Below are 14,651 nucleotides of genomic sequence, written 5' to 3'. Positions count from 1 at the left end.
ATTCGCTGGGTTCCGTTCAGCCTCATATGTTTTATTAACTATTTCAGCTCGATCCGCTTTTAAAAAACGGATACAAGGCGTCAGCGAGTGCTCCGAATTCCGGAATTGAGAGGCTTTCACCACGTCTGGTTGGGTCGATTTCCGCTGCTGATAAGGCGCTGAGAATACTTTCTTTCTTTGCCTTCCCGTCTGGCAGCTGACTTGTTAAATTATTTAAAATGGTTTTTCTTCGTTGAGCAAAGGAAGATCGCGTAACGAGAAAGAAAAACTCCTCATCAATCACTTGAACTGCAGGCGTATCCCGCTTCATCAGCTTTATGACAGCCGAGTCAACATTCGGCTGAGGCATAAATACGGTTTTGGGTACCACCATGACCGTCGATGCTTCAGTATAGTATTGAATCGCAATAGACAAAGAACCGTATGTCTTAGAACCTGGCTTTGCTGCAATCCGGTCTGCCACTTCTTTTTGCAGCATCACTACCAGCCCTTGAATTGGAAGATTTTCTGTCAGCAACTTTAAAATAATCGGCGTCGTCACATAATAAGGAAGATTGGCCACGACCATTACCTTTTCAACATCGGTAAATTCTTCTTTAATCGTTGTTGCAACATCTGCTTTTAAAATATCAGCGTGGAGGACTTTAATATTGTCGTATGGAGAAAGGGTGTCCTGAAGAATCGGCAGTAACCGCTGGTCAATTTCAAAAGAAACGACTTTTTTCGACGCTCTTGCCAAATGCTCCGTTAACGCACCAATGCCGGGACCCACTTCGATCGCGCCATCTTCTTTCGTCAGACCTGCATGACTCACAATATTTTCTAGTATATTTGGGTCAATTAAAAAATTCTGACCCAGACTTTTTTTAAAAGAAAAGCCGTACTTCTTCATTATTTCCTTGGTTCTAATTGGTGTTGCAATATCTTTAGTCATCTTGCTCCTCCTGTAGTATACGTGACATTTCACGGACAAACTCTTCATTGGATATTTGGAACATCAGTATGCGGTTGTAAAGCTGCTTACCATTTGAATACCCGATATTCAGCCTTTTGCCCAAGAGCTCTCTGCGCGCTTTCGCCTTTGGTCCGCCGATAAGCCCTGCTTCGATCAGCTCTTTTTTCGATACTTGCTCAACCGGTGCTTCCATCATCGTATGTGCGTGTTTCAAAGCTTCCCGGATGGTGTGGGGAGAGGCATGTTCGACTCCAAGCCCCTTGCCATTTTTCCTCAAAGCATCTTTTCGGTCAATAAAAGCATGCTTGCAGCCCGGTACATACTCTTGCACAATTTGACGGATTCGCTGTCCTGGGTAGTCTGGATCTGTTAAGACAATGACTCCCCGTTTTTCTTGGGCGTGTCTGATCTTTTCCAAAACACTCATATGGACTGCTGAACCATTCGTCTCGATTGTATCGGCATCTACTGCCCGTTTTATCGCTGTTGTATCATCTCTGCCTTCGACGACAATGATTTCTTTAATTATCATATTTTCCTCCATAATACCTTGTTTCTTCTATTGTATAAGCAGCGTTATCTATTTTTGTATCTTCTTAGTATAAATCAATTCCTGTGAAAACACACAAAAAACAGGAAGATTTCTCTTCCTGTTACACAAAGGTTTATTCTATGGCAGAATGTTAATTTTAACCTGGCGATTCCCCCAGCGATAAGCTTCTTCCTTCGTCGGGATAAAGACATCAATTTTATTTCCTTTGATCGCTCCGCCAGTATCCCCTGCTATTGCATATCCATAGCCTTCAACATAAACTTTAGAACCCAGTGGAATAACTGCAGGATCAACCGCAATTACTTTTAAACCTGGATTAGCTTTCAAATCAATTCCGGTAGCTGTTATACCTGAACAACCATTGCAGGAAGCTGTATAAGCAGTGGAAGAAACCAATAATTCTTTTCCACTCTCAGGCTCCTCCGTTGATTCTTTTTTTGGACTTGCAACAGTCTGAACCACAGGGGTGGACTCGGCTGGCGCTGAAGCAGCAGTCGAAACGACTTGAACCGGCTGTGAAGCTGATTCTTTTTTCTCTGCTGCAGCCTCTGTAGTCTGTGTTTCACGTGAAACGTCGGCCACTAATACCTTGGTACCAATAGATACCACCTGATTTACGCTCTCTTTAACTATTTTTTCCGATGAAAGTTTGCGAGATACTTCTTTCCCGTTCTCGAGAACAATATCATAAGTCTTTTCTACAAGGCCTTCTTCGCCTTTTTGAACCACTTCTTCTGTCCCTGACGTAAGATCTTCATCTTTTCTCGTCTCCACAGAGAAGTTTTTGGATTCTTCCACCACATCGGTGACTTTTTCAACACGGACAATCTCCACTGAAGCTCCCTCTGATAGTTTTGTATCGAGAGCTGGCTCAATGCGGTCATCTTTATTCAGCTTGATATCATGCTGCTTTAAAAAGTCAGCGACGGTGATCGAAGTAGACCAAGCCTCTTGTTCTTTCGTCCCATCAACTAATGTCCAGGCAAAAGCCTGCTCTAAGGAAATCATCATATCCTCTTCGATGCTCGCAGTCAGCTCGTGAGAAAGGTTATCTTTTTCATTCACTTCTATGTTTTCTTTACTCAAAAACTCTTGAACCGTATCTGCAGTGGTTTTCACTTGCCAGGTTTGTCCACTCATATTAAGTGATAATTTCTTGGCAGGTTCCCATTTCACTTTCATATCATGATAGACTTCCGAATCTCCTGATGGATTTAAATAATCCTTAGAATCTACCTCAATCTCTAATTCTGCAAATATCTCTTTTACATTTGCCGCATTTGTACGAACAAGCTGCTCTTCTCCGTTAACCGAAAGTGAAACGGTCTTTTTCATTCCTTCTTGAAATAAAAACGTGACAGCTAGTACAAAAACAGTGATGGTAACTAAACTATAAACCCAGTTCCTTTTGCTTACTGACTTTTGAAACAGGTTTTTCATGGAGTTAGTCGATTGCATGAAAAAGTCCCCCTCTACCTCGAGTGATTATATAGACGTTTATTCTGACTTGTCAACCTTTAAATCCGTGACTTGCTGCCCAGCACAAGTGAGATATTTCCCATTATGCATAGAGACACAAGGCTTGAAAAGATTTTCTTTTCGACAAATCCAGTCTTAAACTCGAAGAATCATTGGGCATTATGTCGCGCATACAATCGAATTCACATGAAGTTTAGCCAATAACTGCTTCTAATTCAGACAGTTTAGATCTTAAATAATTTTTTAGCGTTTTGTGTCGTTTGTTTTCCTACTTCTTCGTATGAAAGACCTTTTATTTCAGCAATTTTTTCTGCTACTAATTTTACATAAGCAGGTTCATTGCGCTTCCCTCTATAGGGATGTGGAGCAAGAAATGGAGCATCAGTTTCAATAAGAAGATGTTTCAAATCAATTCCTTCTGCCACTTCTTTTGGTTTTTTGGCATTCTTGAATGTAACAGGCCCTCCCAGTGAAATCATAAAGTTCATCTCTACACACTGCTGGGCTATTTCTAAACTGCCGCTGTAGCAATGCATGATTCCCCCTACTTCAGAAGCGTTCTCTTCCCGTAAAATATCAACTACGTCCTGCGTCGCTTCACGATTATGTATAACAATCGGAAGGTTTACACGCAATGCCAAACGAATTTGCTTTCGAAATACTTCTTTTTGAACCTCTTTAGGTGACTTATCCCAATGGTAGTCAAGTCCCATTTCGCCAATCGCTACTACTTTCGGGTGCTTTGCAAGCTCCTCGATCCAGCTGAGTTCTTTTTCGGTCAGATCAATGGCATCTACCGGGTGCCAACCCACTGCAGCATAGATAAAATCATGCTTTTCAGCAAGTTCCATCGCTTTATGAATCGTAGGTGTGTCGAATCCAACAACCGTCATCAGTTCTACATCGTTCTCTTGTGCTCTGCTGATAACCTCATCAATATCTTCTTCAAATTGATCTGCATTTAAGTGCATATGAGTATCAAATAACATTTCACTCTCTCCTTTAGCAGCAAATTTAGTTTATTAAAAATTCCTGTGACATGCATCACAGTTATGTAACAAACTCATAACAAGTTCGTCACATTTTTAATTTGATTGTCTAATGATGTAAAATAACTTTTGAGTAAATAGGTTCTATGAATCAGTATGAATTAAGTTAAATATAATTATTCACGTTACTTATACACTATTACACTGGCTTATGTTGTTACAAAATACTATCCCGATATATAAATAACACATAAATACTCATTTATGTTACAAAGTGCCTATATAACGTCTAAAAAGACCATTTAGTAGTCTAAAATACACGATGAATGAACTTGTAATCTTTTTGTTACTCTTTTGAAACAAATGAAATAGTGTTAGAAAATGGAAAAGGAGTGGCTCTTTATGAGAAGAGCCGCTCCTTATTCCAATACCTATTTATTTAACACGCGCCCCGTTCTCAAGGGATGAAGCTACTTCTGCAAGAGCCAGCACTCCGTCCTTTTCACCGGCTAAAATCATGCCCTGTGAAAGTTCGCCTCTTAGTTTTACAGACTTTAAATTCGTTACACAAATGACTTTTCTTCCAACAAGATCTTCAGGCTTATAAAATTTTGCAATGCCCGAAACGACTTGCCGCTTTTCAAAACCTAAGTCCAGCTGTATTTTAAGAAGTTTATCGGTTTTCTTAACCGGCTCAGCCTCCACAACTGTTGCGACACGAAGATCTACTTTCATAAAGTCATCAATCGCGATTTCTTCTTCTATCTCGACTACTTCCTCTTTAGGTGCTGCCGATCCGGTCATTTTTTCTTGAATATAAGCCACTTCTTCTTCCACTTCAAGACGCGGGAAAATCGGCTCGCCTTTTTCAACTACTTTGACACCGCTTGGAATCACTCCAAACTGAAGTAAGCTGTCCCATGTTAAATGGCGCTCATCTGTTAGCTGCAGCTGCTTCAAAATAAATGCAGGTGTTTGAGTCAAAAACGGCTGAAGAAGAACCGCAATTCGACGCAATGTTTCTGCCAGGTGATTCATGACCTTGCCAAGCTCTTCCTTTTTGGCTTCATCTTTTGCAAGAATCCACGGCTGTGTTTCATCAATGTATTTATTCGTCCGGCTGATTAGCTGCCAGATAGTCGAAAGCGCTACGGAGAATTCCATTTTTTCCATAGAATCCTGGTACTTTTCAACAGTGGATTCATTTAATTCTTTTAACTGTCGATCAAATGGTCCATCGGATCCCTTATATGTTGGAATTTCACCATCGAAATATTTATTAATCATGGCCACTGTTCGGTTTAGCAGATTCCCAAGATCATTCGCCAAGTCAAAGTTTATGCGTTCGACAAATCCTTCAGGAGTAAAAATACCATCAGATCCGAATGGAACTTCTCTTAATAAGTAGTATCGCAGCGCATCAAGGCCATAACGATCTATTAGTGTCACAGGATCCACGACATTTCCTTTAGACTTGGACATCTTGCCGTCTTTCATCAGGAGCCAGCCGTGCGCGAATACTTTCTTCGGCAGCGGAAGATCAAGCGCCATCAGCATAATGGGCCAGTAGATAGTGTGGAAACGCACAATTTCTTTACTCATCAAATGAACATTTGCCGGCCAGAATTGGTTGTATTTTTCTTCATTCTCAGAACCATAGCCAAGAGCAGTAATATAATTCAGCAATGCATCAATCCATACATAAATGACATGCTTGGCATTGCCTGGAACTTTCACTCCCCAGTCATAGGTGGTACGGGATACAGCTAAATCCTCAAGCCCTGGTTTGATAAAATTATTCAACATCTCGTTCTTGCGAGACTCAGGCTGAATAAATTCAGGATTCTCTTTATAATAGTTCACTAATTGATCTGCATACTTACCCATACGGAAGAAATAAGATTCTTCCCTTACTTTTTCTACTGGATGGCCGCTGTCCGGGCTGTTGCCGCCAATAACCTTTCCATGCTCATCCAATTTCTTATTTTCAAGCTGCGTCTCGGTATAAAATGTTTCATCAGGAATCGAATACCAGCCTTCATATTCACCGAGATAAATATCACCCTGGTCTAAAAACTTTTTGAATACTTTTTCAACGATTACTTCATGACGTTTTTCTGTCGTACGAATAAAGTCATCGTAAGAAATATCCATCTTACCCCAGAGTTCCTGAATTCCTCCCACAATTTCGTCTACATATGCCTGTGGAGAAACTCCTTTTTCTTTCGCTTTTTCCTGGATTTTCTGACCGTGCTCATCCGTTCCTGTCAGATACATCACATCAAATCCACGAAGTCGTTTATATCGTGCCATCGCATCGCCAGCCACTGTTGTATAGGCATGCCCAATATGGAGCTTGCCACTCGGATAATAAATGGGGGTAGTAATGTAAAATGTCTTATTAGACTGACTCACCGAAAATCCTCCTCACGTTCCTTCACATTTACCGTCAGAAAACCAATACTGACGCGCATTCATATGCTAAAAAATATACCCGAAAACCACGTTGAATGCAACCTGTGGAAACAGAAGTAAAAGCAGAGGACCCTTTCTCTCCAAGGCCTTCTCCTGCAATTCCAGCATCATTTTAATTGTATGTATGTACCTATAGCAGAGTTGTTTCTTACCAGACAGTCAACTGTGATCAGTTTCTGACAAGAATAAGGCATAAATATTATACGTTTTCTTCCATATATGTCGAACTAATCTCTTTAACTGAATTTTTTGTCGAACACTCTATTAGTTTGAATTAAGACTATTTTATTTACATTTACATATATTTCATGATATAGTGAATACTGTAGAAGTAAATAACTGTTAAACTATTTCGGTCCTTGTGATTTAAGGGTTTTCTATAGAACACAATTAATCTAAGAATCTAACATTTATTTATTGACGTATATGGGAAACGTTGGTATGATGTTAGCACAGAGAGAAATTTGTCGAAACTTGACGAAGAGGGTATGTAAATTCAAATTATTTTGAGAGGGGAATTTTAATGAAATCAACAGGAATTGTTCGTAAAGTAGATGAATTAGGCCGTGTGGTTATTCCAATCGAGCTTCGACGCACACTAGGAATTGCAGAGAAAGATGCTCTAGAAATTTATGTAGATGATGAGAAAATCATCCTTAAAAAGTACAAGCCAAGCATGACTTGTCAAATTACTGGTGAAGTATCAGATGACAATCTAAAACTAGCTGGCGGAAAACTCGTACTTAGCCGTGAAGGCGCTGAATTGCTTATTAAAGAAATTCAAAATAACCTTCAAGACGCATAATTCATTACAATAGGTTAAGCCTGTTCAAGCATTTTCTTGAACAGGCTTTTTTTTGTGCATTCGTTTCACTTTGCTAAAAACAAGTACGATCTGTCTGTCTATGCCCTTTATTCCTGAGCCTCTTCGACATGATAAGACTGGTAAATGTCTCTTTTTGATTTTTCCCGGTCTTTTGCCGTTTCCTTTATAGCCGCTTTTGAAGAAAGGCCCTGTTCCTCCATATAATGAGTCACATGCTGTTCGATCGTTAAATTCTCCCACCAGATTGAGTTATCTGTTTGCCACTCTTTTAATGGGGCTGCTTCGACCACCAAACAAAATTCGCCACGCAGCTCATTATTTTCAGACCAAGCCAATCCTTCTTCAATTGTTCCTCTTGCAAACTCCTCGAACTTTTTCGTTAATTCTCTTGAGATAACAATACGGCGGTGCGGTCCTAGAATATTTTGCATTTCTTTAAGCGTCTCTTTTAAACGGTGAGGCGATTCATACAAAACAAAAGTAGCAGGAATGGTCGCCAAAAACTCCAGCTGCTCCCGTTTTTCTTTCTTACCTCTACTTAAAAATCCATAATAATAAAATGGCTGAGGTACTAGTCCCGAGGCGATTAAAGAGGTAATAGCGGCATTGGCACCCGGCAGCGGCACAACATTAATCCCATGTTTTAGCGCTTCTTGCACCAATTCAAAGCCTGGATCAGAAATGCATGGCATACCCGCATCGCTCACGAGGGCTACCTGCTCTCCATTACGCAATCGCTCAATTAGCTTCTCACCGCTGATTCCTTTATTATGTTCATGATAACTGACCACATGAGTTGCTATTTCAAAATAGTTACAAAGCTTTTTTGTATTCCGTGTATCTTCCGCTGCAATAATATCTGCTTCTTTTAATAAGCGAATCGCTCTGAATGTCATATCCTCTAAATTGCCAATCGGTGTGGGCACTAAATAAAGTCTGCCCTCGTTCATTTCTTTAAAGCTTTGTTGTGTCGAAATCACATTGAACCCTCCTTTCCCATAAAAAATGATCTTTTTGCTTTCGGGTCAACTGCTTAAAGGCATATTCCGCTTGCATCGCTTCACGCTTGGTTTCAAACTTTTCCCAATAGTAGATTGTGACAGGTGTTCGAGTACGGGTGTATTTTGAAGCTGTTCCTTCATTGTGCTGCTGAAGTCTGCGTTTTAAATCGATCGAATATCCCCCATAATAAGAGCTATCCGCGCAGTGAAGCACATAAAAAAAATGATTAGGCTGGGCTTCCATACAAAATCTCCTTTAATTCCTCTGTATACTCCCCGTTTTCCTTGTAAACATAAAGGGGCGGCAATATTTTTGTATCTGCTTTTCCATCTTTTGTTGCTTCTATTAAAATCGTATTCGCTTCTTTTCCCATTTTCGGGTAAACAAATTGAATGCGTTTCGGTTCCAGCCGGTACTTTCTCATTAGCGTAACTAAATCAAGCAATCTTCCGGGGCGATGAACAAATGCTGCCTTTCCACCTTGTTTTAACAGATCACTGCTGACTTTCACCGTATCTTCAAGGGTACACATGATTTCATGTCTGGCGATTGCGAAATGTTCATTTCTGTTTTTTTCTTCTATTGATGGAGTTAAAAAGTATGGCGGATTACATGTAACGACATCATGTTTTGCCCATCCGAGAGCAGGCACCACGACTTTTAGATCTTCATGCACCATAGTAAGCTGGTGGTCAAGTCCATTATGTTCGATGCTTCTGACCGCCATGTCATAAAGCCTTTCCTGGATTTCAACACCTGTAATCGTCCCTTTTGTCCGAGTACTTAACAATAGAGGAATAACCCCATTTCCTGAACAAAGATCCACCAGACTTCCTTTCTGGATTGGCACTTGGACAAAACGAGCGAGTAAAACCGCGTCTAAAGAAAAAGCAAAAACAGACGGACTTTGAATGATCGTCAGGTCTTCAGCCAGTAAATAGTCTAATCGTTCATCTCCCGTTAAATTCATGTTTACACACCTCCTCTGTACCAAAAAAAAGAGCGTTGCGTTTGAACCTGTTTAAACCTTTGGCCCATCTTTCAGCCCAAAGATCTAAACATGGTCACAAACGTAAGCCCCCATTTTGTACATATTATTTTTTATTTAAAAATGATAGACAAAATAAACAATCTTCATCTTTACGCGGGCTCCCGAAATGGATATTGCAAATATGGAACCCTTCTTGATAAAGCCGGGCAAGATTATCGTAGCCTTCCCCTATATCTGATACCTGTGCTTCGCCGATCTCTTTACCGCTTCCATTGACTCTGCCTGCTTTTTTACGTGCTGTCTCAAGCTGCTCGAGCCTTCTGCGCAAATGATCATTCTCAATTTGAAGCGAATGGTTCTCTTCCATCATTTCAGCTAAGTGCTGTTTTAATTCACCCAGCTGCTGGTACAAGTGACCAATTTGCTGCTCCATATTGCTGACGGAATCAAAGAACTCCTTCTTATCCACGAACTCCACCTCATTACTCTGTGGCTTGAATTGTAGCGATCTCTTTATTCATAATTTCTTCAAGCGTGTATTCAAGCGTACGGTCCTGGCCTTTCATTTGAATCTGTAGAACGCGTTCGAGCATATTTAACCCAATCACTTTTCCTTTGCCTTCAGGTGTATCTACAAATTGACCGAGGTCAGGCATTTCTTCTTTTGCTGCTTCATACTCATCATTCTCGTATTTTAAGCAGCACATTAAGCGGCCGCAAAGACCAGAAATTTTCGCGGGGTTTAGAGACAGATTTTGATCCTTTGCCATTTTAATCGACACCGGCTCAAAGTCTCCTAAAAATGTGGAACAGCAAAGCATTCTTCCACATGGACCAATCCCGCCAAGCATTTTGGCTTCGTCGCGAACGCCAATTTGTCTTAACTCAATACGTGTTCTGAAAACAGACGCTAAATCTTTTACCAGGTTTCTAAAGTCCACTCGGCCGTCTGCCGTAAAATAAAAGATCACTTTATTGCGATCAAATGTATATTCGACATCGACAAGCTTCATATCTAAATCATGCTCACTAATTTTACTAGAACAAACCTCGTAAGCATGGAGTGCTTCATCTTTATTTTCCTGCACGGAAAGCCGGTCTTTTTGATCCGCTACACGTACAACCTTCTTTAACGGAAGAACGACATCGTTTTCATCAACCTTTTTGACATCTACAACTACTTTACCATATTCGACTCCGCGAACAGTTTCAACAATAACGTAATCGTCTTTGCCTATCTGAAGCTCGTTCGGGTCGAAATAATATATTTTGCCCGCTTTCTTAAAACGGACTCCTACTACATCATACAAGTGCAGATCCCCCCTGCAATTTAAGCATCAGCTGCTCCATAAGCAGCTGTGTGTTCATATTTTGGTGTAACTTTCTCTTGGCTTCCAAAATGGTGGTCAATTGAACCGACAATTGCTTCGTCGACGTTTGAAGTGCATCTTTTTGAAACACTTCAAGCTGATCCGGATAAGAAAGGTGGTCAAGCTTGTCCGTTTGGATGTAAAGGAGATCTTTATATATATGAAGAAACAAATCTAAAGACAATTCGATTTGATCTTTTTCTTTAAAATGCGGCAAAAATTCACTTTGAAGGCGCGTCATTGCTTCAAATGGATGAATCTTCAGCACTTCATATAATTTTAACATGATTTTTCGCCCTTGTACAAACCACTCATCAGTACTTAAGCGAATTGCTTCTTCTTCCTGGTTCGTTAATTTCCCCAAAAGAGCAGCCATTGTAGGATGGACCCCCTGCTCGATCAAGCGTTCTTTAAATAAAACAGGGGCCAAAGACTGAAACGGCACATGCTGACATCTTGAAAGAATTGTCGGCAGCATCTGATGCATTTGCTCCGTAATTAAAATCGCGGTCGTGGAGGGATGCGGTTCTTCTAAAAATTTCAGCAGCGAGTTCGCAGCCTGTGAAGTCATTTTGTCTGCAAACGTAAGGATATATACTTTTCGCCGAGATTCTACACCGGACTTGCTGAACTCTTCCTGAAGCGCTTTAATCTGATCCTTTTTGATTGATAATCCATCCGGTTCCAGAAGATGGACGTCAGGATGGTTGCCGCTTTTAATTCGCTGACAATGATCACACCCCATGCACGGAACACCCTCATCAGGCCTCAAGCAAAATAATCCCTGGGCTAGAAAAACAGCCATGTCTTTTTTACCTGTGCCTCGCGCACCTTCAAACAAATAAGCATGTGCCACTCTGCTTTTTGACAGACTGTTTACCAGCATTTGAGCAGCGAGCGGCTGCCACTGCTGTAGTTCGTTCCAGTTTGCGGCCATTCTAATCCCTCATCCATATTTCTATCATAAGTTTTTACATTTAAAATTGATGAAATTGTTCGATAGGAAGAACGAAAACCGTTGCTCCGCCTACCTCTACTTCTACCGGGTATGGAATATATGAGTCTGCATTTCCTCCCATAGGCGACACTGGAGCCACCATCTGTTCCCGGGAACGGCAGCTTTGATTAATAACTTCAAGCGCCTTGTCCACTCGTGTATCTTCTGTACCAATCATAAAGGTGGTGTTACCTGATTTTAAGAATCCTCCCGTACTAGCAAGCTTTGTAGCACGAAAATTACTTTTCATTAAAGCAGTTGACAGCCGGTTACTATCTTGATCCTGTACTACTGCAACGACCAGTTTCATAAATTCCACCCTCTCCTATTTTATTGTAATGATTTAGATTTCTTTCTATTATAACAAGAATGAGTAAACTTTACTAAACCATTCTTTTACTTGATTAGCCTATGCCTCATCCAAGAGAGAGGTGAGAGCATGCAGTGCATCACGGCATACGTTATCTACTGGCTGTTTGGCATCAATCACCTGTATTCGGTCAGGAAAGCGCTCAATAAGCAGCTGGTATCCCTCGTACACCTTCTGATGAAACGAAAGCGCTTCTAAATCAAGCCGATTAATTTCACGTTGGTTGTTTTGAGCGATCCTCTCCATTCCTGCTTCAGGATCAATATCAAAAAACAACGTACAGTCAGGCAGCCGATTGTCTATTGCAAATTGATTAATACCCCATACTTCATCTATGCCGAGGCCTCTCGCATGCCCCTGATACGCAAGTGAGCTGTCGATAAATCGGTCACATAATACAATCGTTCCCTTTTCCAAAGCAGGAAATACCTTTTCCACTAAATGCTGACGTCTCGCTGCTGCGTATAACAGTGCTTCTGTCCTGCTATCCATTTTTGTGTGCTCAGGGTCTAAAATGATACCTCTTATTTTCTCTGAGATCTCAATGCCCCCGGGCTCTCTTGTAAGAAGAACGGAATGACCTTGATCGATGAGCCTCAGTTCAAGCTCTTTAATCACCGTTGTCTTCCCTGCTCCTTCAGGTCCTTCTACTGAAATAAATAATCCTTTATTCTGATTCATGCCGGTACTCACAATCCTTCACAACCTTTATTTCTTTTTCTTTAACGCGCTGCTCGCCTTGAAAACGGATATTTACCCGGCTCCATTCGATCAGCTGGTCTATTTTTTCTTTCGTCAACTTTTCACCTGCAATAACAAATGGAATTCCCGGAGGATAAGGAATAATGGAAGAAGCAGCAATTTCCCCTGGCGATGAGTCGAGTGGAATCCATTTAAATGGAGCCTGTTCGGCTTCAGTTATTGGCAGCGCGAGCTCCTTTACCTTGCTTATAGCAATAGGCAGCAAGGGGGAAGACAGCAGTTTGCTGCCCGGTTCGTTAGCTAATCCTTTCAGCACTTTTATGGTACGGTCAAACTCTTCAGCATATGACAAATTTTCTTTTAAAAGCGGCAGAATCAGCAGAATCTGAAGAGGATCTGCTAACTCAGGAAAAACCCCATGTTCTTCAAGCTCCTGCTGAAGTTGATAGCCAGTTAAGCCGTTGACTCTTATAACTAATTTTAATGGATCTTCCGGCTCAATGACTGTAACAAAAGAAAGTTCACGAAGACCTTCAATAAAACTCATTCGCTGATTTAGAAAATGAGCAAGATCCCTTTCTCCATAGCTTGCTAAATAGGATCGCGCTCCGTCTAAAGATGCCATTATGATATAAGAAGGACTGCTCGACTGAAGCATGCCAAGAATCCTCTCCACCTTCAGCCTGTCGATCCGGTCTGAACCAATATGTAAAAATGAGCCCATGGTTAAAGCAGGCAGAGTCTTATGAGCAGAGTGAACAACCAAATCCGCTCCGAGAACCAAACTCGATACTGGAAAAGGTTCTCCTGCTGTTAAATGTGCTCCATGGGCCTCATCTGCGAGTACCATCAAATTATGCTTTTTAGCAAGTGAGATCAGCCCCTCTGCATCATGCGTGTGGCCGTAATACGAAGGATACGTGAGCACGAGCGCCTTTGCTTCGGGATAAAGCTTCAATGCCTCATTCAAAACCTCCTGAGAGATTCCCCTAGGCGTCAGAGTGAAAGAATCTACTTCAGGCTCTAAAAACACCGGCTTTACTCTGCTTAAAGAGCAGGCATGAAGAATAGATTTGTGGCTATTGCTTGCAACAAAAACCGTATCCCCCGCTTCACACGCAGCCAATAGCATAGTTAAATTACCCACAGTTGTGCCATTTACTAAAAAATAGCTAGAAAGGGAGTTATAATGACTGCGGAGCATCTGCATCGATTCCTGAATGACTCCATCTGGAGCATGCAGGTCATCTAGAGATGTGAGTTCTGTTGCGTCATATAGTCCAGGAGAGGAAAAAATGCAGCCCGGGTCGATTAAGCCATTTTTATGACCGGGCACATGAAAGGAAACAGGTTTTTTCTTTTTAAAGGCATGCAATGCCTCGATCAAAGGCATTTTCTTTTGATCCATTTTTCTTCACCTATCTTTATATACTGATTGTATCATCTACAGTCTTCTTTAGGAATGTGAACAAATATAAAAATAGCCAAACATCCACCGTTTGGCTACCCCAAGTAGTATTCCTTATATATTAAGCCTGCGTATCCCTTCTTAAAATATAGACCCAGCGGTCATAGGCATGATCATCGGTTTCCATTTTAATTAATGATTGTTCACACCATGAACAAATTAGTTTATTTTGTAATTGTATTCCTCTTTTATACCGTCTGCGGCAAGCTTGGCACACTCTCATCCCACTCCACTCCTCCACTTCTCGATGGTTCTTATCATCAAGTATGGACACGATTAATTGAACCTAATCTTAACTATAGTATTCACTAAAGAAAAGATTGTGCCTATCTTTTCATCACTTTTTCTTTCTTAATATAAACGGCCCGAATTTTAATTCATACGTAATTATAAAGAAACAAAAAGAGTCATTCCCAATGGGAATGACTCTTTTTTTTTGTGCCTAGCGACGTCCTACTCTCACAGGGGGAGACC

Annotated in this window: 16 protein-coding genes; 1 reads left to right on the top strand and 15 read right to left on the bottom strand. The window is 41.0% G+C overall.

The window, feature by feature from the left end:
- Positions 1 to 43: 43 nt before the first annotated feature.
- From rsmA to metG, 5 genes are all read right to left on the bottom strand, one after another.
- Positions 44 to 934, bottom strand: a complete 891-nt coding sequence (rsmA, locus tag KR50_RS02730; RefSeq protein WP_041054554.1) for a 16S rRNA (adenine(1518)-N(6)/adenine(1519)-N(6))-dimethyltransferase RsmA — start codon at positions 932 to 934, stop codon at positions 44 to 46.
- Positions 927 to 1,487, bottom strand: coding sequence for a ribonuclease M5 (rnmV, locus tag KR50_RS02725; RefSeq protein ID WP_041054552.1), 561 nt, complete (start codon positions 1,485 to 1,487; stop codon positions 927 to 929). The genes rsmA and rnmV overlap by 8 nt, the downstream gene beginning before the upstream one ends.
- A 138-nt stretch (positions 1,488 to 1,625) precedes the next feature.
- On the bottom strand, positions 1,626 to 2,966 hold the full coding sequence (locus KR50_RS02720) for a G5 and 3D domain-containing protein (protein WP_052476729.1): 1,341 nt from the start codon (positions 2,964 to 2,966) through the stop codon (positions 1,626 to 1,628).
- Positions 2,967 to 3,211: 245 nt separating this feature from the next.
- Positions 3,212 to 3,976 carry a TatD family hydrolase gene (locus KR50_RS02715; protein WP_041054550.1) on the bottom strand — a complete coding sequence of 255 codons (765 nt, stop codon included), beginning with the start codon at positions 3,974 to 3,976 and terminating at the stop codon, positions 3,212 to 3,214.
- Between the two features lie 435 nt (positions 3,977 to 4,411).
- Positions 4,412 to 6,391 carry a methionine--tRNA ligase gene (metG, locus tag KR50_RS02710; protein ID WP_041054549.1) on the bottom strand — a complete coding sequence of 660 codons (1,980 nt, stop codon included), beginning with the start codon at positions 6,389 to 6,391 and terminating at the stop codon, positions 4,412 to 4,414.
- 577 nt (positions 6,392 to 6,968) lie between these two features.
- On the opposite strand from metG, the gene KR50_RS02705 reads away from it, so the two are divergent.
- Positions 6,969 to 7,256 carry an AbrB/MazE/SpoVT family DNA-binding domain-containing protein gene (locus tag KR50_RS02705; RefSeq protein ID WP_198134222.1) on the top strand — a complete coding sequence of 96 codons (288 nt, stop codon included), beginning with the start codon at positions 6,969 to 6,971 and terminating at the stop codon, positions 7,254 to 7,256.
- A gap of 107 nt (positions 7,257 to 7,363) precedes the next feature.
- Here KR50_RS02705 and rsmI read toward each other — a convergent pair whose 3' ends face one another.
- The 10 genes from rsmI to KR50_RS18170 form a co-directional block, all read right to left on the bottom strand.
- Positions 7,364 to 8,254: a 16S rRNA (cytidine(1402)-2'-O)-methyltransferase gene (gene rsmI / locus KR50_RS02700; protein ID WP_156969446.1), complete on the bottom strand. Its 891-nt coding sequence runs from the start codon at positions 8,252 to 8,254 to the stop codon at positions 7,364 to 7,366.
- Entirely contained in the window at positions 8,232 to 8,522 is a 291-nt protein-coding gene (locus KR50_RS02695) for a GIY-YIG nuclease family protein (protein ID WP_041054545.1), read from the bottom strand. Before KR50_RS02695 ends, rsmI begins: the two co-directional genes overlap by 23 nt.
- Complete coding sequence (locus KR50_RS02690; RefSeq protein WP_041054543.1) at positions 8,506 to 9,249, bottom strand: tRNA1(Val) (adenine(37)-N6)-methyltransferase; 744 nt, start codon at positions 9,247 to 9,249, stop codon at positions 8,506 to 8,508. The genes KR50_RS02695 and KR50_RS02690 overlap by 17 nt, the downstream gene beginning before the upstream one ends.
- A gap of 124 nt (positions 9,250 to 9,373) precedes the next feature.
- Complete coding sequence (yabA, locus tag KR50_RS02685) at positions 9,374 to 9,739, bottom strand: DNA replication initiation control protein YabA (RefSeq protein WP_041054541.1); 366 nt, start codon at positions 9,737 to 9,739, stop codon at positions 9,374 to 9,376.
- 13 nt (positions 9,740 to 9,752) lie between these two features.
- Entirely contained in the window at positions 9,753 to 10,580 is an 828-nt protein-coding gene (locus tag KR50_RS02680; protein ID WP_041054539.1) for a PSP1 domain-containing protein, read from the bottom strand.
- Complete coding sequence (holB, locus tag KR50_RS02675; protein ID WP_041054536.1) at positions 10,573 to 11,577, bottom strand: DNA polymerase III subunit delta'; 1,005 nt, start codon at positions 11,575 to 11,577, stop codon at positions 10,573 to 10,575. The genes KR50_RS02680 and holB overlap by 8 nt, the downstream gene beginning before the upstream one ends.
- A 40-nt stretch (positions 11,578 to 11,617) precedes the next feature.
- Entirely contained in the window at positions 11,618 to 11,947 is a 330-nt protein-coding gene (locus KR50_RS02670; RefSeq protein ID WP_041054534.1) for a cyclic-di-AMP receptor, read from the bottom strand.
- Positions 11,948 to 12,046: 99 nt separating this feature from the next.
- Positions 12,047 to 12,688 carry a dTMP kinase gene (tmk, locus tag KR50_RS02665; protein ID WP_041054533.1) on the bottom strand — a complete coding sequence of 214 codons (642 nt, stop codon included), beginning with the start codon at positions 12,686 to 12,688 and terminating at the stop codon, positions 12,047 to 12,049.
- A complete protein-coding gene (locus KR50_RS02660) occupies positions 12,675 to 14,117 on the bottom strand; it encodes an aminotransferase class I/II-fold pyridoxal phosphate-dependent enzyme (protein WP_041054532.1) in 1,443 nt (480 codons plus the stop codon). Before KR50_RS02660 ends, tmk begins: the two co-directional genes overlap by 14 nt.
- 121 nt (positions 14,118 to 14,238) lie before the next feature.
- Complete coding sequence (locus KR50_RS18170) at positions 14,239 to 14,400, bottom strand: sigma factor G inhibitor Gin (protein WP_084215469.1); 162 nt, start codon at positions 14,398 to 14,400, stop codon at positions 14,239 to 14,241.
- Positions 14,401 to 14,651 lie beyond the last annotated feature (251 nt).

Source organism: Jeotgalibacillus campisalis (assembly GCF_000829515.1).
In the GTDB taxonomy this organism is placed as follows: Bacteria; Bacillota; Bacilli; order Bacillales; family Jeotgalibacillaceae; genus Jeotgalibacillus; species Jeotgalibacillus campisalis.
The sequence above is the reverse complement of the archived record's forward strand: the minus strand, read 5'-3'. Positions and strand labels throughout refer to the sequence as shown.

Excerpts from the sequence above, each read along its gene's own strand:
- KR50_RS02695 (WP_041054545.1), bottom strand. The coding sequence starts at position 8,522 with ATGGAAGCCCAGCCTAATCATTTTTTTTATGTGCTTCACTGCGCGGAT.
- KR50_RS02670 (WP_041054534.1), bottom strand. The coding sequence starts at position 11,947 with ATGAAACTGGTCGTTGCAGTAGTACAGGATCAAGATAGTAACCGGCTG.
- tmk (WP_041054533.1), bottom strand. The coding sequence starts at position 12,688 with ATGAATCAGAATAAAGGATTATTTATTTCAGTAGAAGGACCTGAAGGA.
- KR50_RS02715 (WP_041054550.1), bottom strand. The coding sequence starts at position 3,976 with ATGTTATTTGATACTCATATGCACTTAAATGCAGATCAATTTGAAGAA.
- rnmV (WP_041054552.1), bottom strand. The coding sequence starts at position 1,487 with ATGATAATTAAAGAAATCATTGTCGTCGAAGGCAGAGATGATACAACA.
- KR50_RS02720 (WP_052476729.1), bottom strand. The coding sequence starts at position 2,966 with ATGCAATCGACTAACTCCATGAAAAACCTGTTTCAAAAGTCAGTAAGC.
- holB (WP_041054536.1), bottom strand. The coding sequence starts at position 11,577 with ATGGCCGCAAACTGGAACGAACTACAGCAGTGGCAGCCGCTCGCTGCT.
- rsmA (WP_041054554.1), bottom strand. The coding sequence starts at position 934 with ATGACTAAAGATATTGCAACACCAATTAGAACCAAGGAAATAATGAAG.
- KR50_RS02660 (WP_041054532.1), bottom strand. The coding sequence starts at position 14,117 with ATGGATCAAAAGAAAATGCCTTTGATCGAGGCATTGCATGCCTTTAAA.
- KR50_RS02690 (WP_041054543.1), bottom strand. The coding sequence starts at position 9,249 with ATGAATTTAACGGGAGATGAACGATTAGACTATTTACTGGCTGAAGAC.
- KR50_RS18170 (WP_084215469.1), bottom strand. The coding sequence starts at position 14,400 with ATGAGAGTGTGCCAAGCTTGCCGCAGACGGTATAAAAGAGGAATACAA.